This is a genomic window from Streptomyces sp. NPDC002795, assembly GCF_042888725.1.
GTDB lineage: Bacteria > Actinomycetota > Actinomycetes > Streptomycetales > Streptomycetaceae > Streptomyces.
The window spans coordinates 96,153-119,641 of sequence record NZ_JBIAQB010000017.1; the positions used below are offsets into that span (position 1 = coordinate 96,153).

Sequence of the window (23,489 nt, forward strand, 5' to 3'; positions counted from 1 at the left end):
GGGGCGGCTAGTTGGCCTGCTGCTTCCATTCGGACTGTGCCTTGTTGAGCTGGTCGGCGAGCGCGTCCAGGAAGGTCTTGGCCGTCGTCTTGCCGAGCATGACCTTCTGGAAGTCGTCCTCGTTCTCGGCCTTGGAGATGGTGTTCCAGTCGGGCAGGTAGTACGGCAGCTGCACGATCTTGGTGGAGCCGGACTGCAGCGCGTCGGCGGCGAGCTTGGTCGGCTCGGACTTCTGCACCCAGTCGTCCTTGGCGGCCTCGGTGTTGGCCGGGATCTGCTTGGCCGCCTCGTTCCACTTGCTGTTCTCCGCGTGCGAGGCGGCGAACTCCATGAACTGCCAGGCGGCCTTCTTGTTCTTGCTCGCCTTGAACAGGCCGAGTCCGTCGACCGGGTTGGAGACCTGGACGCGGGTGCCGTTCGGGCCCGTCGGGTTGGGAATGCCGCGGAACTTGGTGCCGAAGGCCTTCACGTGGTCGCCGTAGGAGCCGAGGTTGTGGCTCAGCATGCCGATCTTGCCGCTGTCGTACTGGGCGACCATCTTCGTGAAGTCGTTGTTGACGTCGGCGGACGGCGTCGCCTTCTTGTAGAGGTCGGCGTACTTCTGGAGCGCGGCCACGTTCTTGGGGTCGTTGACCGTGGTCTTCTCGTTGTTCTTGTCCCAGAAGGACGTGATGCCGCTCTGCCCGTAGGTCGCGTCGAGGGCCTGCGCGATGGAGCCCTCGCCGCCGCGGATGGTGTAACCGAACTCGTTCTTCCCGGCGTTGGTGAGCTTGGACGCCGCCTCGAAGAACTTGTCCCAGGTCGTCGGCGCGCCCAGGCCGGCCTGCTTGAACAGGTCGGTGCGGTAGTAGAGGACGCCGTTGTTGGCGGAGGTCGGCAGCTCGTAGAGCTTGTCGCCCGCGCCCGCGGACTTCACCGACTCCATGAAGGCGTCGTTGAGCTTCCCGTTGAGCGGACTCGTCGCTATCCGCTCGTCGAGCGGTTCGAGGGCGCCCTGCGCGGCGACACCGGCGAGCATCGCGGTGCCCACGCCGCCGACGTCGGGCAGTCCGCCGCCCTGGATGGCGGTGTCGTACTTGGACTGCACGTTCTCGGCGGGGATACCGACGTACTTGACCTTGATGTCCGGGTACTTCTTCTCGAAGTCCTTGATGATCTGCATCCAGACGTCACGGCGCACGGCCGTGTTGTTGTCCCAGAAGGTGATCTCGCCCTTGCCCGAGCCCTCGTCGCCCTTGTCGCCGCCGGCCCCGCTGCCGTCGTCGCCGCAGGCGGTGACGGTCAGCGCGAGGACGGTGCTGATGGCGACGGCGGTGCCGGTGCGCAGCGCGGATCGGCGGATGCCGTTGCGGGTTCCTCTGCGTGTACGGATGGTCATGATCGGCTCTCTTCTTCTGGATCCAACTGGAGGGTGGTGCTGCGGAAGTGCGTGAACCAGGCGGCGCCGACGGCCTGACCGTCGGGTGGCGCCGCCGCGAACAGGCCGAGCAGGGCGCCGACCCAGCGCCAGGGCTGCGCGGCGAACACCTGGCCCGAGCGCCGGAAGCCGTCTCCGGTGTCGACGAAGAAGCGGCAGCGGGCCCCGTCAGTGATGTCGACGCGCAGCCGCGCGGTCGCGTCGGGCGCCGCCCGGGGGTGCGCCGCGTCTCGTTCCGTGTCGGCGGTGGTCTCGGCGAACCGGTGCACCGCGTGGGCCGCTCCGTCAGCCCCGCGCTCCAGGCCGATCCACGTGTACGCGTCGCCGAGAACGGCAAGTCCGGCGCGGACACCGGGAGTTGTGGCGTCGAGCCGTAGGTCGACCTCCACCCGGCTCGGCAGGAGCGGCAGCCGCTGGGTCAGCAGGTGCGGGACGCGGCGCAGGTCGCGCACCCCGTCGGCGGAGCGCACACAGGCGAGCCGCAGGCCGTCTCCGTCGTGCGGACTCGTCCAGTCCGGCGCGAAGTTGGCCGTCCACTGCCACTGCGGCCCGAAGCGCCCACCGGGGAAGGTGTCGTCCGTCGCGGGCGCCGTCACCGGCCGCGGCGGCAGCGCGGGCTTCTCGTGTACGTCGACGGGGGCGCCGTCGTCGCCGATCACCGGCCACCCGGAGGCGTCCCAGCGCATCGGCTGCAGGTGCACCACCCGCCCGTACGGGCCGCGCTGCTGGAAGTGCAGGAACCAGTCGTCGCCCGTCGCCGTGCGCACCCATCCGCCCTGGTGGGGGCCGTTGACGTCGGTGTCGCCCTGTTCGAGCACGACCCGCTCCTCGTAGGGGCCGAAGAACGAGCGGGAGCGGAAGGCGCCCTGCCAGCCGGACTCCACGCTGCCCGCCGGGGCGAGGATCCAGTACCAGCCGTCGTGCCGGTAGACCTTGGGGCCCTCAAGGGTGAACCAGCCGGGGATGCGGTCCCCGTCGATCAACACCATTCCCTCGTCGAGGAGTTCACTGCCGTCGGGTGCCATGCGGTGTCCGGTGAGGCGGTTCTTGATGCCGGCGCGGGACTTGGCGTAGGCGTGCACGAGGTACGCCTCGCCGGTCTCCTCGTCCCACAGTGGGCAGGCGTCGATGAGACCCTTGCCCGCCTTGATGAGGTGGGGTTCCGTCCAAGGCCCTTGAATGGACGGCGAGTTGATCTGGTACACGCCGTGGTCGGGGTCGCCCCAGAAGATCCAGAAGCGGCCGTCGTGGTGGCGGATCGCCGGGGCCCACACGCCGCAGTCGTGGCGCGGGGCGGCGAAGGCCTCGGCGGGTTCGAGCCGGTCGAGGGCGTGCCCGACGAGCGTCCAGTTGACGAGGTCGCGGGAGTGCAGCAGCGGCAGCCCGGGGACCCGGCCGAAGCTGGACGCGGTCAGGTAGAAGTCGTCACCGACACGGACCACGTCGGGGTCGGACCAGTCAGCGGCGAGCACCGGGTTGCGGTACGTGCCGTCACCCAGGTCACCGGTCGGCAGGGCGCGGCGGCTCATGCGGCCACCGCCAGTTCCGCCGGCCTCGCGCGCCGCCTCCGGGGGGACCCACCGACCGCGGCACGCGCGAGGGCGCCGCACACGCCGACCCCCGAGCCACCGATTCCGCTCCGCGCACGGCTCATGCAGGCCACCGCCAGTACCACCGGCCCCGCACGCCGCCTCCGGGCAGACCCACCGACCGCGGCACACGCGAGGGCGCCGCACACGCCGACCCCCGAGCCACCGATTCCACTCCGCGCACGGCTCATGCAGGCCACCGCCAGTACCGCCGGCCCCGCGCACCGCCTCCGAGCAGACCCACCGACCGCGGCACGCGCGAGGGCACGGCACACGCCGCCACCCGAGCCACCGACTCCGCTCCGCGCACGGCTCATGCAGGCCACCGCCACTACCACCGGCCCCGCGCACCGCCTCCGAGCAGACCCACCGACCGCGGCACGCGCGAGGGCGCGGCACACGCCGCCACCCGAGCCACCGATTCCACTCCGCGCGCGGCTCATGCGGCCACCGCCTTTCGGACGAGTGTCGCCGCCCGCTTCGGGTCGAGCGTGCCGTCGGCGACGACCGTGATCACGCGGCGTACGGCGGTGTCACCGGGGCCGATGGGCAGCCGGGCGGCGGAGGCGAGCGAGGAGCCGACGCCCGGGTACTCGTCGGTGCGGACGAACCACGGGTCGCGGCGGGTCTCGGCGGTGGCGCCCGCGAAGACGAGGGTCCAGCCGTCGCCCGCCATGGCCAGCCAGTCGGCGGTACGGCCGTGGACCGCCTGCTCGCCCTCGCCGTCCGCGGTGAACACGGCGGGGGCGGCGGCCTCCTTCGGCGCGCGCCAGAAGAAGCCTCCGTACGCGGCGCCGGGGCGGCCGTTGGTCGCGGGGCTGCCGATGCTCAGGCCGTCCCCCGACGGGTTGGTGAGCGAGAACGTGAAGTCCAACGCCCAGGCGTCGCGGCACAGTTGGGTGACGGCCACGGTGCGGCGCTCACGCAGGAGCGGTTCGCAGCCGTCCGCGGTCCAGTCCAGGTCCTCCACGAACCCGTCCGGGTCGCACAGCTTGAACTCGCGGTGCCGCTGCTCGCCGTGGTTGTCGAGCTCGGTCGGCCCCCGGCCCTCGACGTAGGTGCGCCCGCCCCAGAAGTTGCGCCCCGCGACGTCCGGCACGGCGACGCCCACCCCGAGGTGGTGCGCGTGGTCGGCGGGCGCGTACTCGGTGACGGGGGTGCCGGCGAGCGTGGTCACCGGGTGCAGGAAGGGGCGCGGCGAGAGGCGCCGTTCGACGTCGGGGCGGATCTCGTAGCGGGCGACGGGGCGGCCCGCGCAGCTCAGCGTCAGCGGGGCGGTGGCGAGGCCGTGCACGGTTCGGGTCACGACGAGGCCTCCGCTCCGGAGCGGGCCCAGGACGCGCCGAGTCCCGCGAAGCCGGTGAGACTGTCGGCGCTAGCGGCGACGAGACCGTCGGCTCCGTGCACCACCCGGCGTACGGCGTCGGGCCGGTCGGCGGGCACCACGCTCCACGCGTCGTCGGGCAGCGCCGCCGGGGCGGGGGCCCGCCGGATCGCCTCGACCACGCGCATGAACGCGCCGGTCGAGGCGGGCGGCACGAGCAGCGGCGTCTCCCCGTCGGTGGCGAGGTGCTCGACGAGGTTCGCGAGGAGGTCGGTGCGCCCGTGCACGGTCTCCTCGGGGCCGCGGCCCGCGCGCTGCACGAGGACGCGGTCCTGCTTGTACCAGAACGTGATCCGGCCACGGCTGCCGTGCACGATGACGTACGGCTCGTCGGGCAGCTCCGCGCACAGGGTCGCGGCGACGGTGACGCGCGATCCGGTACGGGTGGTCAGCTCGACGTACGAGGTGTCGTCGGCCTCGATGTCGTTGGCGCGGTACAGCTCGGTGCGGATCGCGGTGAGGTCGTCGCCGCCGGTCGCTCCGTCGAGGGCGAGGGAGGTGGCGACGGCGTGGGCGAGGGGGTTGGTGAGCACGCCGTCGACGACGTCGACCGTGCGGCCCGTGCCGCTGCCGTCGTCCAGGCGGCGGCGCCCGGCCCAGGGGGCGCGCCGGAAGTAGGCCTCGTCGCGGGCCCAGGCTCCGGCGGCGCCGATGCCGAGGGGCTCGCCGATGGCGCCGTCGCGTACGAGATCCCGTATGTGGGACACCGCATGCGAGCCGAGCGACTGGAAGCCGATCTGGCAGGCGATGCCCGCCGCTGCCACCCCGGCCGCCATCCGCTCGTATTCCGTGTACGACGGCGCGGGCGGCTTCTCCAGGAGCAGATGCACGCCCCGCTCGGCGGCGACCAGCGCCAGGTCCGTGTGGGTCTGGATCGGGGTGCAGATGACCGCGATCCGGGCGCCGGTGCGGTCGAGCAGCTCCCCGAAGTCGGCGGACTGCACCACGTCGTCGGCATCGAACCCGTCGAGCTCCGCCGCGTCCAGCGGCCGCAGCTCGCACACTCCCACGAGCCGCACCCGCCCCGCCTCCGCGAGGCCCCGCAGGTTGTTCAGGTGCCAGCGTCCGTGCCCGCGCGCCCCCGCGAGGACGACGGGGACGGGCTCGCGCACCGGGCCGCTGTCGCGTGTCTCCACGAGCGGCTTGATCTGCTTGATCTTCATAGGGCTTGTCATCCCTTCACCGCCCCCGCGCTGAACCCCGTGACGAGCCATTTCTGGATGAACGCGAAGACGATCACGACGGGCAGCGCGGCCACGACGCCGCCGGCGGCGAGCGCGCCCAGGTCGACGGAGTCGGCGCCCATGAGGGTGGCGAGGCCGACCGGGATCGTCTGTTTGTCCTGGTTGGAGAGGAACATGAGGGCGAACAGGAAGTGGTTCCAGCTGTGCACGAAGGCGAAGGAGCCGACCGCGATGAGCCCCGGCCGCAGAAGGGGAAGCACGACGGCGCAGAAGGCGCGGAAGCGTCCGCAGCCGTCGACCCAGGCGGCCTCTTCGAGCGAGTACGGCACGTTCCTGATGAAGCCGCTGATGAGGATCATCGTGAGCGGCAGCTGGAAGACGGTCTCGGCGATGATGACGCTGCCGAGCGAGTTGATCAGCCGCAGATTGGCGAAGATCTGGAACAGCGGGACCAGCATCAGGGCGCCCGGAATGAACTGCGAGCACAGCAGCGCGAGCATGAAGCCCCGCTTGATCCGGAAGTTGAAGCGGGCGAGCGCGTAGCCGCCGGCCAGCGCCACGACCGTCGTCATCAGCATCGAGGCGAGGCCGACGAGCAGGCTGTTCTGGAAGAAGATCGCGAACGACCGCTCGTTCCACACCTTGTCGAAGTGCTCGAAGGTGAGCGGCCACGGCACGAGGGACGTGGATCCGGCGGGCCGGAACGCGAACAGCAGCATCCAGTAGAAGGGGATGAGTGTGAAGAGGAGATAGACGCCGAGCGGTACGTAGATCTGCCAGCGCGGCACGTCTTCCCAGGAGGGCCCGGAGCGGCCCTTCTTGGAGGGGCGCAGGGCGGCCCGGTGCCGGCCGCCGCCCGTCGTGGTGTCGGGCGCGGTCGTGGTGGCGGTCAATTCGGCTTCCTTGACGGTCACTTGTCGTCGCCCCCGAACTTGCTCAGGCGGAGATAGATCATCGAGCAGAACAGGAGGATCACGAAGGCGATGGACGTCAGCGCGGACGCGTAGCCGAAGTCGTGGCTGTCGACGGCGATGGAGGCGATGCGCAGCGGCAGGGTGGTCGTCTCGCCCGCGGGCCCGCCGCCTGTGAGGGTGTAGAGCAGGTCGACGTTGTTGAACTCCCATACCGCGCGAAGCAGCGTGGACAGGATGATGGCGTCCTTGAGGTGCGGCAGCGTGATGTGGAAGAACTGGCGCAGCCGGCTCGCCCCGTCGACCTCGGCGGCCTCGTACAGATCCTTCGACACGGATTGCAGGTCGGCGAGGATGAGGATCGCGAAGAAGGGGACGCCGCGCCAGAGTTCGGCGGTGACGACGGCGGGGAAGACGGTCGCGGTGTCCGACAGCCATGAGGTGCCGTACGTTCCGATGCCCATGTCCGCGAGGTAACGCGTGATGCCCGTCTGCGAGTTGTAGAGCAGCATCCAGACGGCGGAGGTCAGCACGCCGGAGACGGCCCACGGTGAGAAGACGAGGGCGCGGGCCATGCCGCGGCCGACGAATGTCTGGTTGACGACGAGTGCGAGCCCGAGGCCGAGCAGCAGCTGCAGCACCACCTGGACGACGACCCACTGGAGACTGAAGCCCAGCGTCCGCCAGAAATCAGGGTCGTTGGTGAACGCGGTGACGAAGTTGTCGAGTCCCGCGAACCCGTTCCGCCAGGGCTTGGTCGGGTTGAAGTGCTGAAGGCTGTAGTAGAAGACGCTGATGACGGGATACGCGATGAAGCCCAGCATCAGCAGCCCGGCGGGCGCGATCAGCAGATACGGGAGCCTGCGCGGGGTGGCTGATTTGCGGCGCCGGGGCGGCGACGCACCCTGCGGGGCTTTGGCCACTGCTGCGGCTTGGGCCATGACGGGAACTCCGTTCTCGGTGGCTCAGGTCGGTGCTTCTTGCTTTTCCACGGGTCTGTTTCACGGTCGACAGAAAGCGCTTGCACGACACACCTGTCGAAACGCTTCACAAGCGGGGTTCGAGGTGCTTCAGCTGGCGTACGGGTCCGGGACCGTGCCGGGCCGCGCCAGGAAGGCGAAGTCGCAGCCGGTGTCGGCCTGGGTGATCTGCTCGTTGTAGAGCACGCCGTAGCCGCGCTGCTGGCGCTCGGCAGGCGGCGCCCACTCGCCCCTCCGTTGCTCCAACTCCTCATCAGTTACGTTGAGTTGAAGGGAGCGGGCGGCGACATCGAGGGTGACGGTGTCCCCGCTGCGGATCAGCGCGAGCGGCCCCCCGACATGCGACTCGGGGGCGATGTGCAGGACACACGCCCCGTAACTCGTGCCGCTCATCCTGGCGTCGGAGAGCCGCACCATGTCGCGCACGCCCTGCTTGAGCAGGTGGTCGGGGATGGGCAGCATCCCGTACTCGGGCATGCCGGGCCCACCCTTGGGGCCGGAGCCGCGCAGCACCAGGACGCTGTCGGCGGTGATGCCCAACTCCAGGTCGTTGATGGTGCGTTGCATGGTCTTGTAGTCGTCGAAGACCACTGCCGTGCCGGTGTGCTTGAGCAGTCGCGGTTCGGCGGCGATGTGCTTGATGACGGCGCCGTCGGGGCAGAGGTTGCCGCGCAGGACGGCGACGCCTCCCTCGGCCGCGACCGGGTTCGTACGGGTGCGGATCACGTCGTCGTCGTGGACCTCGACGCCCTCGATCTGCTCGCCGAACCGCCCGTTGACCGTGGGCCGTTCGAGGTGCAGCAGGTCGGTGATCCGGGAGAGGAACGCGGGCAGGCCGCCGGCGAAGTAGAAGTCCTCCATCAGGTATGTCTGTCCGCCCGGCCGTACGTTCGCGAGCACGGGAACGGTGCGCGCCACGCGGTCGAAGTCGTCGAGGGTGAGCGACACCCCGGACCGTCCCGCCATGGCGATGAGGTGGATGACGGCGTTGGTGGAGCCGCCGAGTCCGAGCACCGTGGTGACGGCGTCCTCGAAGGCCTCGGGGGTGAGGATCTCGGAGGGCTTCAGGGCCGTCCAGGCGAGGCCGACGGCGCGGCGCCCGGAGGCGGCGGCCATTCGCTCGTGCGCGGAGTCGACGGCCGGGATCGAGGAGGCGCCCGGCAATGTCATGCCGAGGGCCTCCGCGGCCGCGGTCATGGTGGACGCGGTCCCCATGGTCATGCAGTGACCCGGCGACCTCGCCAACCCGCCCTGGAGTTCCCGCAGTTCGCAGTCGGTGAGGTTGCCCGCGCGGTGCTCGTCCCAGTACTTCCACATGTCGGTGCCGGAGCCGAGGGTCTCGCCGCGCCAGTGCCCAGGCAGCATCGGCCCGGCCGGCACGAAGATCGCCGGCACGTCGGCGGACGCCGCGCCCATGAGCAGGGCGGGAGTCGACTTGTCGCAGCCGCCGAGCAGCACCGCCGCGTCGACGGGATAGGAGCGCAGCAGCTCCTCCGTCTCCATGGCGAGCAGGTTGCGGTAGAGCATCGGGGTCGGCTTCTGGTACGTCTCCGAGAGCGTGGAGACGGGGAATTCGAGCGGGAAGCCGCCCGCCTGCCACACGCCCCGCTTGACGGCCTCGGCGCGCTCGCGCAGATGGACGTGGCAGGGGTTGATGTCGGACCAGGTGTTGAGGACGGCGACGACGGGGCGGCCCTGGTACTCCTCGGCCTCGTAGCCGAGTTGGCGCATCCGGGCGTTGTGCGACCAGGTGCGCAGCTGACCCTCGGTGCCGTACCACTGGTGGGAGCGGAGCCGCTCGGGCGCGAGTCTCCGGTCGGTGCTCATATGGACCACCCCGCTGCGATCTCGGCGACCTCCGCGCGCGCCGCCTCCGGCAGTTCCTTGCTCGGCGGGCGGACGTCGCGGCGGCACAGGCCGAGGGAGGCCAGGGCCTCCTTGACGACGGTGACGTTGTTGGCGGAGGCGTCGGCGCCGCGCAGTTCCTCGAAGCGGCGGATCTGCTCCCACACCTTCATGGCGGCGGCGTAGTCGCCGGATCGAAGCGCTTCGATCATGGACAGCGAGACGCTCGGCGCGACGTTCACGAGCCCCGAGGTGAAGCCGGTGGCGCCCGCGGAGAAGTAGGAGGGCGCGTACGGCTCGGCGAGCCCGGCCACCCAGACGAACCGGTCGAGGCCCGCGTCCCGGGCGAAGCCGGCGAAGCGCGCCACGTCCGGCACCGCGTACTTCACGCCGATCACGTTCGGGCAGGCCGCGCCGAGTTCGGCGAGCCGGGCGCCGGGCAGCGCCGCGTTCCTGACGTACGGGACGACACCGAGCTCGGGCACGGCCCGCGCGATCGCCCGGTGGTAGTCGACCCAGCCGACCTCGGAGACGTACGGGTGCACGGGCTGATGGACCATCACCATGTGCGCGCCGTGCTCGCGGGCGTGCCGGGCGGCCTCGATCGCGGTCGGCACGTCATGGCCGACGCCGACGAGGACGATGCCCCGCTCCCCCACCTCGTCGAGGGTCGACTCGGTGACGAGGCGGCGCTCTTCGGGGCCGAGGGCGTAGAACTCGCCGGTGTTCCCGTTCGGCGTGAGGGTGCGCACCCCGCTGTCGAGCAGGCGCCGCAGCAGGGTCCTGTACTGCCCCTCGGCGACGGATCCGTCCTCGGCGAACGGGGTCACCGGGATCGCGACCACATCGGCGAGCGCGGCCCGCTGGGTCTCGAACATGGCTGGTGTGACTCTCATGAGTGGTGCTCACCCTCTTCTTCTCGGTCCTCCCGCGCTTCGGGGAAGGCCCGCTCGACGAACGAAGCGATGTGGCCACGCAGCGCACGCGAGGCCCCCTGGGCGTCGCCGGCGAGGGCGAGCTCCAGGATCTCCCGGTGCTCGGCGGCCTCCCGGTCCCACGAGGGGTCGGCGGCCCACGCCACGGCGGACACCAGCGCGGCCTGGTCGCGGACCTCGTCGAGCATCTTGCCGAGCAGCGGGTTGCCGCACGGGAGGTAGAGGGCGCGGTGGAACTCCCGGTTGGCGAGGGAGCGTTGGGCCGTGTCGCTCGCGGTGGCGGCGCTGTGCAGCGCGTCGCGGGCGGCGTCGAGACAGGCGCGGCGGCACACGGTGCGGCGCAGCGCCTCCGGTTCGAGCAGCAGCCGCACGTCGTAGACCTCGCGGGCCATGTCGGCGTCCACCATGCGCACCGTGACGCCCTTGTACTGGCTCATGACGACGAGTCCGGTCCCCGCGAGGGTCTTGAGCGCCTCGCGCACCGGGGTCTTGGAGACCCCGAACTGGGCGGCGACATCGGTCTCCACCAGGGCCTGGCCGGGTCGCAGCCGACCCGTCAGGATGCGGTGCTTGATCTCCTCCAGGACGTACTGGGTGCGGGAGGGGATCGGCGTGGGCACAGAGGTCATGCGGGCCTCTCGTATGGCGTATCGCGTCTCATATATGACGTACGAAGTACGACGCGTTGAAGCTAGAAGGGCGGCCCTGTTTCGTCAACGCTTCCGACGAAAGAAGTTCACACAACTTCCATACATCCCGGGGGCGTTGATCAGAGTTCCACGAGCGCCCCCGCCACCGCCTCCAGGTCCCCGTCCGACGCGAGCCCCGCGTGGTACAGCCGCAGCTGCGTCGCGCCCAGGTCGCGCGCGGCCCGTGCGTCCCGGGCGAGGGTGCTCGGACTGCCGCCCATGCCGCGTACGACGGTGAGGTTCGCGGCGACGACACCCCTGCCCTGTTCCGCGAACGGGCGCACCAGGTCCGCGCCGCCCGTGCAGGGCACGGTGACGCCGTCGGCGACGGAGAGGATGTGCTCCGGGTCGACGCCGGCGTTGGCGCCGCAGTGGTACGAGGCCGGGTCGGCGTGCAGCAGCACCTGGAAGCCGGCCGGGGCCGCGGCCCGTACCGCCGTCACGGCCGCCTCCTGGAGGGTGCGGGCCGTGGTGTCGCGGTACGCGCGCGTGGCGGCCGCGACCTCGGCGCCGAGCAGCTTCTCGACCGTCCCCCAGCCGTCGTCCGTCACCTCCCCCCGCCATACGGGATCCAGGGCGGACCGCACGGACACCGCCAACTCGACAGGGTCCAGGCCCTGTTGGGCGTACCCCTCGCGGCAGGTGTCGCAGAAGCACAGCGACATCAGGTACTGCCCGGCCTCACCGAGACCGACGCCGCCGGTCTTGTCGTGGGCGTGCAGATGCGCGAGGCCGTACCAGCCGAGCGATTCGAGTTCGGTGCCGCGCGCGCCGGGGCGCGTCGCCGCCTCCGCGGCCAGGTCGACGAGATACGCGCGCGTGGCGGGCTGCGCGATGCACGGCGCCCAGGGGTAGCGGTCTCCATAGGCGTTGACGACGGAGGTGTGCGGATGCTCGGCGCCCATCCGGGAGTTGTGGGCGAGCACGACCCACGTGTGGACGTCGAGCCCGGCGCCCGCGAGGGCCTCGGCAGCCTCTCCGTAGGCGTCACCGGGGGCCCAGTCCCCGGATTCGTACGGCGCCAACTCCCGCCCCTGCCAACGTTGTTGGTCGACGGGGTACAGCACGGCGGCATGCTCCGCCGTCACGATCCGGTGGCGCGGGTGGCGGGGCGTCAGCGCGCGCGTGGAGTGGTACGCGGCGGCGAGGGTGACCTGCTGGACGCCGAGGTCCGCGATGCGGCGGGCGGCGTCCGGGTCGCCGTTGACGTCCCAGGGGTAGACGAAGGTGGAGGTCCTCATGCGTCGATTCCTTCCAGCAACTTGGTGCTCCGCTCGATGAGTTCGGTGAGCCGCTCGATGTGTTCCTCGCGCGGCTCGTGCAGCGGCGGCCGCACCCCGCCGACGTCCAGCCCGCTGAGCCGTACCCCCGCCTTCACGAGGGAGACCGCGTACCCCCGCCCCTGGTTGCGGAGTTCGACGAGGGGCCGGTAGAAGCCGTCGATGAGCCGGTTCACCGTGGTGTCGTCGCCCGCGTTCAGCGCCTTGTGGAAGGCCTGCGCGAGCTCGGGTGCGAAGGCGAAGGCGGCGGAGGAGTAGAGGGTGACGCCGATGCCGCGGTAGGCGAGGCCGGTGAGTTCGGCGGTGGGAAGGCCGTTGAAGTAGAGGAACTCCGCCGCGCCCTCCGTGCGTACGGCGCTCACGGTCCGCTGCATCAGGTCCAGGTCGCCGAGCCCGTCCTTGAGGCCGATCACCTTGGGGTGGCGGGAGAGCGCGACGACCGTCTCCGGGGTGAAGACCGCGTTGTCGCGCTGGTAGACGATCGTGTCGAGGGAGGTCGCGTCGGCCAGCTCGGAGTAGTGCCGCAGCAGCCCCTCCTGACCGGCGACGACGAGATAGGGCGGCATCGCCAACAGGCCGTCCGCGCCCGCCCGTTCGGCCGCGCGCGCGTAGCGGACGGCGAGCGCGGCGCCGTATCCGGCGCCCGCGACGACGGGCACCCGGCCCGCCGTCGCCTCGACCGCGGCCGCGACGCAGGCCTCGTACTCCTCGGGCGTGAGGGCGTGGAACTCCCCCGTGCCGCAGCAGGCGAACACGGCGGCGGCCCCGGCCTCGACGCCGCGCCGGACATGGGTGCGGTAGGTGTCGAGGTCCACGGCCCCGTCGGATCCGTAGGCGGTGACGGGGAAGAACAGCGGCCCGCTGGGGATACTGAGGCGAGCGGCGAGAGGGACTGGGGTCACGAGTTCTCCCTGGGCGCACACATCGCACGATGTGCACGTTTGTGATCCGCGTTTACATTTCTGAACAAAGCCACGGTAGGACGCCCCTTCCGGGCCGGTCAAGCACGCGAATCACGCGAACTCACTTCGCACGCACGCCTCTTGACTGGCCACCCGGGGGCTTCATAGCGTGTCCATGAATGTGAATGCCGCTCACGCACCCGGAGATCACACGCATGCCAGTCCCCTCCCGAACCCGCACCATCCTGCTCACCGGCGCGGCCGGCGGACTCGGCACCCTGATGCGCGAGCTGCTGCCCCAGTACGGCTACGAGCTGCGCCTGCTCGACGTGCGCCCCGTCGAGGACGCGCCCGACGCGATCATCGCCGACCTCAACGACACGGACGCGCTGCGCGAGGCGGTCCGCGGCGTCGACGCCGTGCTGCACCTCGCCGGTATCAGCGTGGAGTCGACCTTCGAGAAGATCCTCGACTCGAACATCAAGGGCGCGTACCACCTCTACGAGGCCGTACGCGACGAGGCCGTGTCCCGCGAGGACGGCACGGCGCCGCGTATCGTCTTCGCCTCCTCCAACCACGCGATCGGCTACACGCCGCGCCCGCACGTGGAGGACGGCGCACCGCTGGTCCCGGTCGAGACGCTGCGCCGCCCCGACACGTACTACGGCCTTTCGAAGTCGTTCGGCGAGGACCTCGCCCAGTTCTACTGGGACAAGCACGGCGTCGAGACCGTCTCCGTGCGGATCGGCTCCTGCTTCAAGGAGCCCACGGACGTCCGCATGATGTCGGTGTGGATGAGCCCCGCTGACGGCGCCCGCCTCTTCCACGCGGCGCTGACCGCCGAGAAGGTCGGCCACACCGTCGTCTACGGCTCGTCCGCCAACACCCGCCTGTGGTGGGACCTCTCCAGCGCCCGCGCCCTCGGCTACGAGCCGCAGGACGACTCGGAGGTGTACGCGGAGAAGCTCCTGGCCGAGCACGGCCCGCTCAGCGACGACAACCCGGCGCACCAGTACATGGGCGGCCGCTTCGTCAACGACCCGCCGATCTGGCCCTACTGAGCACGGCACCGAGCACGGCACTTCCAGGCGGGCGGGCACCGAACGGGCCCGCCCGCCGCCTTGTTCGGACATCCGCCCCGCCCGAACCCACCTGATCCCCCGCTCCCCCGCAGGTCCGCGCCGGACCGCACGCCCCGCGAAACGGGCGGGAACGGGCCGCATCGGGCCCGCTACAGGCCTGTTCACCTCGTCGTACCCCCGGTAAAACTTCCGGTGCGGGCCCTTCCGGGCCCGAACGGGCAGGACGGTACGTCAGGAGGCCGGCGGGCATGAGCGCCGAGGAACGACAGCGGGAGATCGTGCGGGCGGCGCGGCACTCCGGCTCCGTCGACGTCAACGAGCTCGCGGCCGCGCTCGGCGTCGCGAAGGAGACCGTGCGCCGCGATCTGCGGGCCCTGGAGGACCACGGCCTGGTGCGGCGCACGCACGGCGGCGCGTATCCGGTGGAGAGCGCCGGGTTCGAGACGACGCTGGCGTTCCGCACGACGATGCACGTACCGGAGAAACGGCGGATCGCGACGGCCGCCGCGGATCTGCTCGGCGACGCCGAGACCGTCTTCGTCGACGAGGGCTTCACTCCGCAGCTGATCGCCGAAGCGCTGCCGCGCGAGCGGCCGTTGACCGTCGTCACCGCCTCCCTCGCCACCGCGGGCACGCTCGCCGAGAACGCCAACTCGACCGTGCTGCTGCTCGGCGGCCGGGTCCGCCCGGGCACGCTCGCGACCGTGGACCACTGGACGGCGAAGATGCTCGCCGGGTTCGTCGTCGACCTCGCGTTCATCGGCGCCAACGGCATCTCCCGCGACCACGGCCTGACCACCCCCGACCCGGCCGTCAGCGAGGTGAAGTCGCAGGCCATCAGGGCCGCGCGGCGCACGGTCTTCGCGGGTGTGCACACCAAGTTCGGCGCGATCAGCTTCTGCCGCTTCGCCCCGGTGGGCGCCCTGGAGGCGATCGTCACCAGCACCCAGCTGCCCGCGGCCGAGGCCCACCGCTACTCGCTGATGGGGCCGCAGGTCATCCGCGTCTGACACACCCACAACTCCAGGAGCATCGATGCGAACCCAGAGCCGACGCAGGCCACCGGGCCCCCTGCTCGTGATGGCCGCCGCAGGGACGCTGCTCACCCCCCTCCTGTCCGGCTGCTGGGCCGGCGCCGGCGGGCTCGGCAGCGGCGGTGACTCCCTCAACGTCCTGATGGTCAACAACCCGCAGATGGTCGAGTTGCAGAAGCTCACCGCGAAGCACTTCACGCGGGAGACCGGCATCAAAGTGAACTTCACGGTGCTGCCGGAGAACGACGTCCGCGACAAGATCAGCCAGGACTTCGCCAACCAGGCGGGCCAGTACGACGTCGCGACCCTCTCCAACTACGAGATCCCGATCTACGCCCGCAACGGCTGGCTGCGCTCGCTCGGCCCGTACGTCAGCAAGGACAAGGCCTTCGACCAGAAGGACATCCTCACCCCCATGCGCGAGTCGCTCACCGGCGACGACGGGAAGCTCTACGGCGAACCGTTCTACGGCGAGTCGTCCTTCCTCATGTACCGCAAGGACGTCTTCGCGAAGAAGGGCCTCAAGATGCCCGCGCACCCGACCTGGCAGCAGGTCGCGGACCTCTCGGCGAAGGCCGACGGCGCCGAGAAGGGCATGAAGGGCATCTGCCTGCGCGGCCTCCCCGGCTGGGGCGAGTCGATGGCGCCGCTGACCACCGTCGTGAACACCTTCGGCGGCACCTGGTTCGACAAGGACTGGAAGGCCCGCCTCGACGACAAGGGCTTCAAGGAAGCCACCGAGTTCTACGTCGACCTCGTACGCAAGCACGGCCAGTCCGGCGCCGCCCAGTCCGGCTTCGCCGAGTGCCTCAACAACCTCACCCAGGGCAAGACCGCCATGTGGTACGACGCGACGTCCGCCGCGGGCTCCCTCGAAGCGGCCAAGTCACCGGTCAAGGGCAAGATCGGATACGTCTCCGCACCCGTCGAGAAGACGAAGTCGAGCGGCTGGCTCTACACCTGGGCGTGGGGCCTTCAGAAGGCGTCCCCCAACCCGGACAAGGCCTGGAAGTTCATCTCCTGGGCCTCCGGCAAGGAGTACGAGAAGCTCGTCGGCGAGCAGTTCGGCTGGGCGAACGTGCCCGCCGGCAAGCGCGCCTCCACGTACGACATCCCGCAGTACCGCGAGGAGGCGGCCCCCTTCCAGGCCCAGACGCAGGCGGCCATCGAGGGCGCGCGCCCGAAGGATCCGGGTGTGCAGCCGCGGCCCGCGCCCGGCATCCAGTTCGTCGGCATCCCCGAGTTCACCGACCTCGGCACCAAGGTCTCGCAGGAGATCAGCGCGGCCGTCGCCGGACGCCAGTCGGTCGATTCGGCGCTGGCCAAGTCCCAGAAGCTCGCCGCCGAGATCGCGAAGGAGTACGAGGGCCGATGACCACGACGACCACCGCTCCCGCGCCCCGCACCGCTCCCCCGCCGATTACCGCGAACACCCCGAACAGGCTGCGCGCCTGGGCGACCCGCGCGCCGCTGCTCCCCGCCCTGGTCTTCATGATCGTGGTCACCCAACTCCCCTTCGTGGCCACGCTCGTGATCTCGTTCTTCGACTGGAACGCGCTGTACCCGGACGCCCGCCACTTCACCGGACTCGGCAACTACTCCGAGGTCCTCACCGACCCGGACCTGCGCAAGTCCGTCCTGACCACGATCGTCCTGACGGCGTCGGTGGTCGTGACGAGCCTGGTGCTCGGCCTCGCCCTCGCGCTGCTGCTCGACCGGCGCTTCAAGGGCCGCGGCCTGGTCCGTACGCTGCTGATCGCGCCATTCCTGATCGTCCCGGTGGCCGCGGCGCTGCTGTGGAAGCACGTCCTCTACAACCCCGAATACGGGCTGCTCAACGGCCTGTTGCACTACGTGGGCGGGCCCCAGCCCGACTGGATCTCGAACACCCCGCTGCTCGCGGTGGAGCTCTCCCTCGTCTGGCAGTGGACGCCGTTCATGATGCTGATCCTGCTCGCGGGCCTCCAGTCACGCTCCGCCGAACAGCTCGAAGCCGCCCGCGTGGACGGCGCGGGCCCGTGGCAGATCTTCCGCCACCTCACGCTGCCGCATCTGCGCAGGTATCTGGAGCTGGGCGCGCTGCTCGGCTCGATCTACATCGTGCAGAACTTCGACGCCGTCTTCACCATCACATCCGGCGGCCTCGGCACCGCCAACCTGCCGTACACCGTCTACCAGTCCTTCTACCAGGCCCACGAGAACGGTCTCGCCTCTGCGGCCGGCGTCCTGGTCGTCATCGGATCGATCATCATCGCGACGTTCGCGCTGCGCGTCGTGTCGTCGCTGTTCCGCGAGGAGGTGTCACGCTGATGACGCTGTCAACTTTCTTTCGCAGCAAGGGACTTGGTCTGCTCGCGTGGCTGGCCGGCATCGTCTTCTTCCTGCCGATCGCCTGGATGGCGCTGACGTCCTTCCACTCGGAGGCGGACGCGGCCACCAACCCGCCCTCCTTCGCCGCCTCGCTCACCCTCGACGGCTACCGCGACTTCTTCGGCGCGGACGGCGGCGCGAGCCCCTGGCCCGCGCTCATCAACTCGACGGTGGCCTCGCTCGTCGCGACGCTGCTCGTCCTGCTGCTCGCGCTCCCGGCGGCGTACGCGCTGTCGATCCGCCGGGTCCGCAAGTGGACCGACGTCCTCTTCTTCTTCCTCTCCACGAAGATGCTGCCGGTGGTGGCGGGCCTGCTCCCGATCTACCTCTTCGCGAAGAACACCGGCCTCCTCGACAACATCTGGCTCCTGGTCATCCTCTACACGTCGATGAACCTGCCGATCGCGGTGTGGATGATGCAGTCGTTCCTGGCGGAGGTGCCGGTCGCGGTGATCGAGGCGGCGCAGATCGACGGGGCGCGACTGCCGACGGTCCTGACCCGCGTCGTCGCCCCGATCGCGCTGCCCGGCATCGCGGCGACCGCCCTGATCTGCTTCATCTTCTCCTGGAACGAACTCCTCTTCGCGCGGGTGCTGACCGGCGTCGTCGCCCAGACCGCACCCGTCTTCCTGACCGGCTTCATCACCAGCCAGGGCCTGTTCCTGGCGAAGGTGTGCGCCGCGTCCCTCGTGATCTCCCTGCCGGTACTCGCGGCAGGGTTCGCCGCCCAGGACAAGCTGGTCCAGGGCCTGTCGTTGGGAGCTGTGAAATGAAGGCCGCGATCGTCGAATCGGTGGGCAAGGTCGTCGTCGGCGAGGTGCCGGACCCGACACCGGGCCCGCGCGACGTCATCGTCGAAGTCGCCGCCTGCGGGCTCTGCGGCACCGATCTGCACATCCTGCAAGGCGAGTTCGCCCCTACGCTGCCGGTGGTGCCGGGCCACGAGTTCGCGGGCACGGTGGCCGAAGTGGGCCGTGACGTCACGGAGTTGAGGGTCGGCGACCGGGTGGCGGTGGACCCCTCCCTGCACTGCCACGAGTGCCGCTACTGCCGGGCCGGGCGGGGCAACCTGTGCGAGCGGTGGGCGGCGATCGGGGTGTCGACGGCGGGCGGGGCCGCCCAGTACGCCGTCGCGCCGGTCGCCAACTGCGTGCCGCTCCCCGACCACGTACAGACCCAGGACGCGGCGCTCATCGAGCCGCTGTCCTGCGCGGTGCGCGGCTACGACGTGCTGCAGTCGCGGCTCGGCTCGCACGTGCTGATCTACGGCTCGGGGACGATGGGCCTGATGATGCTGGAGCTGGCCAAGCGGACCGGCGCGGCGAGCGTCGACGTGGTGGACCTCAACCCGGACCGCCTGACGACGGCCCGGCGCCTCGGTGTCTCGGCGTCGGCGGCGAACCCGGACGAGCTGGACCGCCCGACGGGCTGGGACGTCGTCATCGACGCGACCGGCAACGGGGCGGCGATCCAGGACGGCCTCGGCCGCGTCGCCAAGGCCGGCACGTTCCTCCAGTTCGGCGTCGCGGACTACGCGACGCGCGTGACGATCGACCCGTACCGCATCTACAACCAGGAGATCACCATCACCGGATCGATGGCGGTCCTGCACAGCTACGAACGGGCGGCGGAGCTCTTCGCGGGCGGCGTCCTCGACCCGTCCGTCTTCATCAGCGACCGGCTGCCGCTCGACAACTACCCGCAGGCGCTCGACCAGTTCGCCTCGGGCGTGGGCCGGAAGATCGTCGTGGTGCCCTGACACATGGCGGTGCGGGCCCGCCTCTCGGCCGGGCCCGCACGCTGCCTGCTGGGGTCAGTGACGCGGCCCGCGACGGCCTCGACCCTCGCCGGGCATGCCCTTCTCGTCCTTCGGGTCGTCGTACTCGATCTTCTCCTTACGGACGGTGTCGGAGACCTCCTGCGTCTCCGTGACCTTCTCGGTCTCCAGCCGGACACGCTCGACCGGGATGGTCTCCTTGCGGACGACCGCACGCTCCGCGTGCAGCGTCACCTCGGTCTCCGCCTCGCTGATGGTGGCCTTCCGGTCGCCTTCGCCCTCGCGGATCGGTTCGCGCACGACGCGGACCTCCTCGTGGGACACGGGCACCGACGTGGTGACGTTCTCCGTCTCCACCGTCTTGCGCAGGTGCGCGTGGCCGACTTCCTGCTCCTCGACGCCTACGCGCAGGCGCTCCTCGGAGCGGATCATCTCGTCGGCCTTGCGGTCGCCCTCGGTGTCGGCACCGGAACGCATGGCCGGCTCCCGTGCACCGGCACCCGCGTGCCGCCCGGCGTCCGACCGGGCGCCGGAACCGGCTCCGGCGCCCACGACTCCGGCCGCGCCCGCGGCACCCGCCGTGCCGGCCGCACCCGCGGTGCCCATCCCCCCTGTGCCGGTCTGGGCCGGTCGCTGGGGCTGGTTGTCGGCCGGGCTCGCCGGCGGGCGCGTCATGCCGTAGTGCGTGTACAGCTCGTTCTTCTCGGACTCGTCGAGATGCTGGTCGGCGTCCACCCGCGGCGCGTCCTTGACCGCTTCCTTCGTGTACCGCACGTTGAGCCGGTCACTGTCGTGCGTGGCACCCCGCAGCGGCACAAAGGTCTCCTTCATACCGAAGAGGCCCGTCTTGACCGTTACCCAGTCGGCGTTGCCGGTCCTGTCATCGAGGTAGACCCGCTCGACGCTGCCGATCTTTTCCCCGGTGCGGTCGTAGGCCGTGAGCCCGACAAGGGCATCCGGGTTGTTGATCTCGCTCTGCGTCATGCGTGATCACTCCCTTCGGGACATGGAGGCGGCCTGTGGCCGCCGCTTGGGCCATGTGCCTCAGGTCCATCGCGCGCTGGACCTGGGGAGTTCGCAACAAGGGGCTTCACTCGGCGTAGTCGGAACTGCTGACAGGAGGGCCGTGGCGGGCCCCACGGCGGGCCGCGGGGCACAGCCCGGCCGAATACGCCGAGTACCGCCATCCGGGTGAACTGTTGCCGTCCACAACAGTCCGCGTGCCCCTACAGCACCTTCGCCGCCGGCTTCACCATGCCGCGCACGGTCCGTGACTTCACGAAGTCGCCGATCGCGGTCATTTCCCACTCGCCGGAGAACTGCCTGATGAGCTTCGCCATCATCACGCCCGTCTGCGCCTCGGCGTTCGTGAGGTCGAAGCGGACCAGTTCCTCACCTGTCGCCGCATCGAGGAGGCGGCAGTACGCCTTGGCGACCTCGGTGAACTTCTGGCCCGTGAACGAGTTCACCGTGAAGACCAGGCCCGTGACCTCCTGCGGGATGCGGCCCAGGTCCACGACGATCACCTCGTCGTCACCGCCGCCCTCGCCCGTGAGGTTGTCGCCGGAGTGCTTGATCGCGCCGCCGACGATCGAGAGCTTGCCGAAGTAGCAGCTGTCGACGTGGTTGCGCTGCGGCCCGTACGCGATGACCGACGCGTCCAGGTCGATGTCCTTGCCGCGGTAGGCGGGCTCCCAGCCGAGGCCCATCTTGACCTGCGAGAGCAGCGGCTGGCCGCCCTTGACCAGGGACACCGTCTGGTTCTTCTGGAGGGAGACGCGGCCCTTGTCGAGGTTGATCTTGCCGGAGCCGGGCGCCGGTGCGGGCGCGGCAGCGGCAGGCGCCGCACCGGCGGGCGGCGGCGGAGCCATCCGCGGGTCGACCGGCGGCGTCGTCGGCGCGGGCATCGCGGCCGGCGGGGCGGGCGGAGCCTGCGGGGCCGGGGCCGCGGCCGGCGTCGCGGCGGGGGCCGCCGGCTCCTCCACCGACACACCGAAGTCCGTGGCGATACCCGCAAGCCCGTTCGTATACCCCTGGCCCACCGCGCGCGCCTTCCACGCGCCGTTCCTCAGGTACACCTCCATGACCACCAGCGCCGTCTCCGCACCGAGCTGCGGCGGCGTGAACGTGGCGAGGACCGAGCCGTCGTCCGCGCCGCGGATCGTGGCGGTCGGCTCGATGCCCTGGAACGACTGGCCCTCGGCGTCCGGGCTCGCGGTGACGACGATCTTCTCGATGCCCGGCGGCACGGCGGCCGTGTCCACCGTGATGGAGTCCGGCGCGGTGCCACCGCCCGACGTGTACGTCACGCCGGGCCCCGAGGGCTGGTTGTAGAAGATGAAGTCGTCGTCCGAGCGCACCTTGCCGTCGGCGGTGAGCAGCAGGCCCGATACATCGAGCCGCACGGGCGCCGTGACGTCAACCGCCACGCGCTGCACGGTGAGCGGGATGTTCGAGCCGGGAGTCATTGCGGTCATGCCTGGGGTAACGATCGACCCCGCTTTACCGTTCCCTTACCCGGCACTTTTGCTTCCGACTTTTCTCGCCCCAGCACGCCTGCGGCGCGTAGCTGCGACGCGGCGCGGTTAATTTGCGAGAGTGCCCGTCGTGAACATGCACAAAGGCCACCAAACCGGACCGGCGGGGGAAGATCCCCACCTGGACGACCCGATCACCGCCGAGGGGGTCGCCGACGCCGGTGACCTCGGGTACAGCAAGAGCCTGAAGCCCCGTCACATCAGCATGATCGCGATCGGTGGGGCGATCGGCACGGGACTCTTCCTCGGTGCTGGCGGCAACCTCGCCAAGGCGGGACCGGCCCTCGCGTTCGCCTACGCGATCTGCGGCGTGTTCGCCTTCTTCGTGGTGCGGGCCCTGGGTGAACTGGTCGTGCACCGGCCCTCGTCCGGCTCCTTCGTGAGCTACGCGCGCGAGTTCCTCGGCGAGCGGGGCGCGTTCGTGGCCGGCTGGATGTACGTACTGAACTGGTCCTCGGCCGGGATGGCCGACATCACCGCCGTCGCCCTGTACGTGCACTACTGGTCGATGTTCACGACGATCCCGCAGTGGGTGCTGGCCGCGGTCGCCCTCGCGATCGTGCTGACCATCAACCTGATCTCCGTGAAGAGCTTCGGTGAGATGGAGTTCTGGTTCGCCATCGTGAAGGTCGCGGCCCTGGTGCTGTTCCTGCTGATCGGGATCTTCTTCATGGTGACCGGGGAGCCCGTGGACGGGAATCACGACCCCGGCATCTCGCTCATCAGCGACAACGGCGGATGGTTCCCGCTGGGCGTCATGCCCGTCGTGCTCATCACGCAGACCGTGGTCTTCGCGTACGCGGCCGTCGAGATGGTCGGTGTGACGGCGGGTGAGACCGCGGAGCCGGAGAAGGTCGTGCCGAAGGCCGTGAACTCGATCATGTGGCGTGTCGGCATCTTCTACGTCGGCTCGGTCGTGATGCTGACGATGCTGCTGCCCTGGACGGCGTACTCGGCGAACGAGAGCCCGTTCGTGACGGTCCTGTCGAAGATCGGGATCCCCTCGGCCGGCGGCATCATGAACCTGGTCGTGCTCACCGCCGCGATGTCTTCGCTCAACTCCGGGCTCTACACCACCGGACGCATTCTGCGCTCGATGTCGATGGCGGGCTCGGCCCCCTCGTTCACGGCCCGGATGAGCGGCAGCCACGTCCCGTACGGCGGGATCCTGCTGACGGCGACGGTGGCGCTGTTCGGGGTCGCGCTCAACGCGTGGTTGCCACAGGACGCGTTCGCCATCGTCACGAACGTCTCCTCGCTCGGCGTCATCTCCACCTGGTGCATGATCATGCTCTGTCACCTGGTGTTCGTGCGGCGGGCGCGGGAGGGCGTGGTGCACCGGCCCGCGTTCCGGCTGTGGGCCTCGCCGTGGATCGAGCTGACGACGATCGCGTTCCTGCTCGCCGTGGTCGTGATGATGTGGTTCGACAAGGACGGCGCGGGCCGTGACACGGTGCTGATGCTGGTCCCGATCGCGGTGTGTCTGACGATCGGCTGGTACGCGGTGCGGGGGCGGGTCCACCGGATCGCAGCGGAGCGCGAGGCACCGCCGGTGGACCCGCTCGAGTGACCG

20 protein-coding genes are annotated in these 23,489 nt (G+C 70.4%); 7 read left to right on the top strand and 13 right to left on the bottom strand.

Annotated features, from left to right (window positions below):
- Positions 1-7: 7 nt before the first annotated feature.
- From ACFYWS_RS37140 to ACFYWS_RS37190, 11 genes are all read right to left on the bottom strand, one after another.
- Positions 8-1,378 (bottom strand): ABC transporter substrate-binding protein, encoded by a 1,371-nt coding sequence (locus ACFYWS_RS37140; protein ID WP_389283867.1) that lies wholly within the window; start codon positions 1,376-1,378, stop codon positions 8-10.
- Positions 1,375-2,946 carry a family 43 glycosylhydrolase gene (locus tag ACFYWS_RS37145; protein ID WP_389283869.1) on the bottom strand — a complete coding sequence of 524 codons (1,572 nt, stop codon included), beginning with the start codon at positions 2,944-2,946 and terminating at the stop codon, positions 1,375-1,377. Before ACFYWS_RS37145 ends, ACFYWS_RS37140 begins: the two co-directional genes overlap by 4 nt.
- A 499-nt stretch (positions 2,947-3,445) precedes the next feature.
- The gene (locus tag ACFYWS_RS37150) at positions 3,446-4,312 is read right to left on the bottom strand and encodes a PmoA family protein (protein ID WP_389283870.1); all 867 of its coding nucleotides are present in this window, start codon (positions 4,310-4,312) and stop codon (positions 3,446-3,448) included.
- A complete protein-coding gene (locus tag ACFYWS_RS37155; protein ID WP_389283872.1) occupies positions 4,309-5,553 on the bottom strand; it encodes a Gfo/Idh/MocA family protein in 1,245 nt (414 codons plus the stop codon). The genes ACFYWS_RS37150 and ACFYWS_RS37155 overlap by 4 nt, the downstream gene beginning before the upstream one ends.
- 8 nt (positions 5,554-5,561) lie before the next feature.
- Positions 5,562-6,407, bottom strand: coding sequence for a carbohydrate ABC transporter permease (locus ACFYWS_RS37160; protein WP_389283942.1), 846 nt, complete (start codon positions 6,405-6,407; stop codon positions 5,562-5,564).
- A gap of 77 nt (positions 6,408-6,484) precedes the next feature.
- Entirely contained in the window at positions 6,485-7,426 is a 942-nt protein-coding gene (locus ACFYWS_RS37165; protein ID WP_389283874.1) for a carbohydrate ABC transporter permease, read from the bottom strand.
- A gap of 129 nt (positions 7,427-7,555) precedes the next feature.
- Positions 7,556-9,292 (bottom strand): L-arabinonate dehydratase, encoded by a 1,737-nt coding sequence (araD, locus tag ACFYWS_RS37170; RefSeq protein WP_389283875.1) that lies wholly within the window; start codon positions 9,290-9,292, stop codon positions 7,556-7,558.
- Positions 9,289-10,206 carry a dihydrodipicolinate synthase family protein gene (locus ACFYWS_RS37175; protein ID WP_389283877.1) on the bottom strand — a complete coding sequence of 306 codons (918 nt, stop codon included), beginning with the start codon at positions 10,204-10,206 and terminating at the stop codon, positions 9,289-9,291. The genes araD and ACFYWS_RS37175 overlap by 4 nt, the downstream gene beginning before the upstream one ends.
- A complete protein-coding gene (locus tag ACFYWS_RS37180) occupies positions 10,203-10,874 on the bottom strand; it encodes a GntR family transcriptional regulator (protein WP_389283879.1) in 672 nt (223 codons plus the stop codon). The genes ACFYWS_RS37175 and ACFYWS_RS37180 overlap by 4 nt, the downstream gene beginning before the upstream one ends.
- Before the next feature lie 140 nt (positions 10,875-11,014).
- Positions 11,015-12,175 (bottom strand): hypothetical protein, encoded by a 1,161-nt coding sequence (locus tag ACFYWS_RS37185; RefSeq protein WP_389283881.1) that lies wholly within the window; start codon positions 12,173-12,175, stop codon positions 11,015-11,017.
- The gene (locus ACFYWS_RS37190) at positions 12,172-13,116 is read right to left on the bottom strand and encodes a 5-dehydro-4-deoxyglucarate dehydratase (protein ID WP_389283883.1); all 945 of its coding nucleotides are present in this window, start codon (positions 13,114-13,116) and stop codon (positions 12,172-12,174) included. The genes ACFYWS_RS37185 and ACFYWS_RS37190 overlap by 4 nt, the downstream gene beginning before the upstream one ends.
- A gap of 215 nt (positions 13,117-13,331) precedes the next feature.
- Between ACFYWS_RS37190 and ACFYWS_RS37195 the strand changes: the two genes are divergently transcribed.
- The 6 genes from ACFYWS_RS37195 to ACFYWS_RS37220 all read left to right on the top strand — a co-directional run bounded on the left by ACFYWS_RS37195 (position 13,332) and on the right by ACFYWS_RS37220 (position 19,361).
- The gene (locus ACFYWS_RS37195) at positions 13,332-14,177 is read left to right on the top strand and encodes an NAD-dependent epimerase/dehydratase family protein (protein ID WP_389283884.1); all 846 of its coding nucleotides are present in this window, start codon (positions 13,332-13,334) and stop codon (positions 14,175-14,177) included.
- 269 nt (positions 14,178-14,446) lie between these two features.
- Positions 14,447-15,208 carry a DeoR/GlpR family DNA-binding transcription regulator gene (locus ACFYWS_RS37200; protein ID WP_389283885.1) on the top strand — a complete coding sequence of 254 codons (762 nt, stop codon included), beginning with the start codon at positions 14,447-14,449 and terminating at the stop codon, positions 15,206-15,208.
- 25 nt (positions 15,209-15,233) lie between these two features.
- Complete coding sequence (locus tag ACFYWS_RS37205) at positions 15,234-16,607, top strand: ABC transporter substrate-binding protein (protein WP_389283887.1); 1,374 nt, start codon at positions 15,234-15,236, stop codon at positions 16,605-16,607.
- Positions 16,604-17,542 (top strand): carbohydrate ABC transporter permease, encoded by a 939-nt coding sequence (locus ACFYWS_RS37210; RefSeq protein WP_389283889.1) that lies wholly within the window; start codon positions 16,604-16,606, stop codon positions 17,540-17,542. Before ACFYWS_RS37205 ends, ACFYWS_RS37210 begins: the two co-directional genes overlap by 4 nt.
- Positions 17,542-18,375: a carbohydrate ABC transporter permease gene (locus ACFYWS_RS37215; RefSeq protein WP_389283891.1), complete on the top strand. Its 834-nt coding sequence runs from the start codon at positions 17,542-17,544 to the stop codon at positions 18,373-18,375. The genes ACFYWS_RS37210 and ACFYWS_RS37215 overlap by 1 nt, the downstream gene beginning before the upstream one ends.
- Positions 18,372-19,361 carry a zinc-dependent alcohol dehydrogenase family protein gene (locus ACFYWS_RS37220; RefSeq protein ID WP_389283892.1) on the top strand — a complete coding sequence of 330 codons (990 nt, stop codon included), beginning with the start codon at positions 18,372-18,374 and terminating at the stop codon, positions 19,359-19,361. The genes ACFYWS_RS37215 and ACFYWS_RS37220 overlap by 4 nt, the downstream gene beginning before the upstream one ends.
- Before the next feature lie 54 nt (positions 19,362-19,415).
- Here ACFYWS_RS37220 and ACFYWS_RS37225 read toward each other — a convergent pair whose 3' ends face one another.
- Complete coding sequence (locus tag ACFYWS_RS37225) at positions 19,416-20,363, bottom strand: PRC and DUF2382 domain-containing protein (RefSeq protein WP_389283894.1); 948 nt, start codon at positions 20,361-20,363, stop codon at positions 19,416-19,418.
- Positions 20,364-20,605: 242 nt separating this feature from the next.
- Entirely contained in the window at positions 20,606-21,847 is a 1,242-nt protein-coding gene (locus ACFYWS_RS37230) for a TerD family protein (protein WP_389283943.1), read from the bottom strand.
- Positions 21,848-21,992: 145 nt separating this feature from the next.
- Here ACFYWS_RS37230 and ACFYWS_RS37235 point away from each other — a divergent pair, with 145 nt between their 5' ends.
- Positions 21,993-23,486 carry an amino acid permease gene (locus ACFYWS_RS37235; RefSeq protein WP_389283945.1) on the top strand — a complete coding sequence of 498 codons (1,494 nt, stop codon included), beginning with the start codon at positions 21,993-21,995 and terminating at the stop codon, positions 23,484-23,486.
- Positions 23,487-23,489 lie beyond the last annotated feature (3 nt).

Bases quoted from the DNA above. Each gene is read 5' to 3' on its own strand.
- ACFYWS_RS37155 (WP_389283872.1), bottom strand. From the start codon at position 5,553: ATGAAGATCAAGCAGATCAAGCCGCTCGTGGAGACACGCGACAGCGGC.
- ACFYWS_RS37185 (WP_389283881.1), bottom strand. From the start codon at position 12,175: ATGAGGACCTCCACCTTCGTCTACCCCTGGGACGTCAACGGCGACCCG.
- ACFYWS_RS37215 (WP_389283891.1), top strand. From the start codon at position 17,542: ATGACGCTGTCAACTTTCTTTCGCAGCAAGGGACTTGGTCTGCTCGCG.
- ACFYWS_RS37180 (WP_389283879.1), bottom strand. From the start codon at position 10,874: ATGACCTCTGTGCCCACGCCGATCCCCTCCCGCACCCAGTACGTCCTG.
- araD (WP_389283875.1), bottom strand. From the start codon at position 9,292: ATGAGCACCGACCGGAGACTCGCGCCCGAGCGGCTCCGCTCCCACCAG.
- ACFYWS_RS37175 (WP_389283877.1), bottom strand. From the start codon at position 10,206: ATGAGAGTCACACCAGCCATGTTCGAGACCCAGCGGGCCGCGCTCGCC.
- ACFYWS_RS37195 (WP_389283884.1), top strand. From the start codon at position 13,332: ATGCCAGTCCCCTCCCGAACCCGCACCATCCTGCTCACCGGCGCGGCC.
- ACFYWS_RS37165 (WP_389283874.1), bottom strand. From the start codon at position 7,426: ATGGCCCAAGCCGCAGCAGTGGCCAAAGCCCCGCAGGGTGCGTCGCCG.
- ACFYWS_RS37230 (WP_389283943.1), bottom strand. From the start codon at position 21,847: ATGACTCCCGGCTCGAACATCCCGCTCACCGTGCAGCGCGTGGCGGTT.
- ACFYWS_RS37210 (WP_389283889.1), top strand. From the start codon at position 16,604: ATGACCACGACGACCACCGCTCCCGCGCCCCGCACCGCTCCCCCGCCG.
- ACFYWS_RS37225 (WP_389283894.1), bottom strand. From the start codon at position 20,363: ATGACGCAGAGCGAGATCAACAACCCGGATGCCCTTGTCGGGCTCACG.
- ACFYWS_RS37140 (WP_389283867.1), bottom strand. From the start codon at position 1,378: ATGACCATCCGTACACGCAGAGGAACCCGCAACGGCATCCGCCGATCC.
- ACFYWS_RS37200 (WP_389283885.1), top strand. From the start codon at position 14,447: ATGAGCGCCGAGGAACGACAGCGGGAGATCGTGCGGGCGGCGCGGCAC.
- ACFYWS_RS37220 (WP_389283892.1), top strand. From the start codon at position 18,372: ATGAAGGCCGCGATCGTCGAATCGGTGGGCAAGGTCGTCGTCGGCGAG.
- ACFYWS_RS37235 (WP_389283945.1), top strand. From the start codon at position 21,993: ATGCACAAAGGCCACCAAACCGGACCGGCGGGGGAAGATCCCCACCTG.
- ACFYWS_RS37145 (WP_389283869.1), bottom strand. From the start codon at position 2,946: ATGAGCCGCCGCGCCCTGCCGACCGGTGACCTGGGTGACGGCACGTAC.
- ACFYWS_RS37205 (WP_389283887.1), top strand. From the start codon at position 15,234: ATGCGAACCCAGAGCCGACGCAGGCCACCGGGCCCCCTGCTCGTGATG.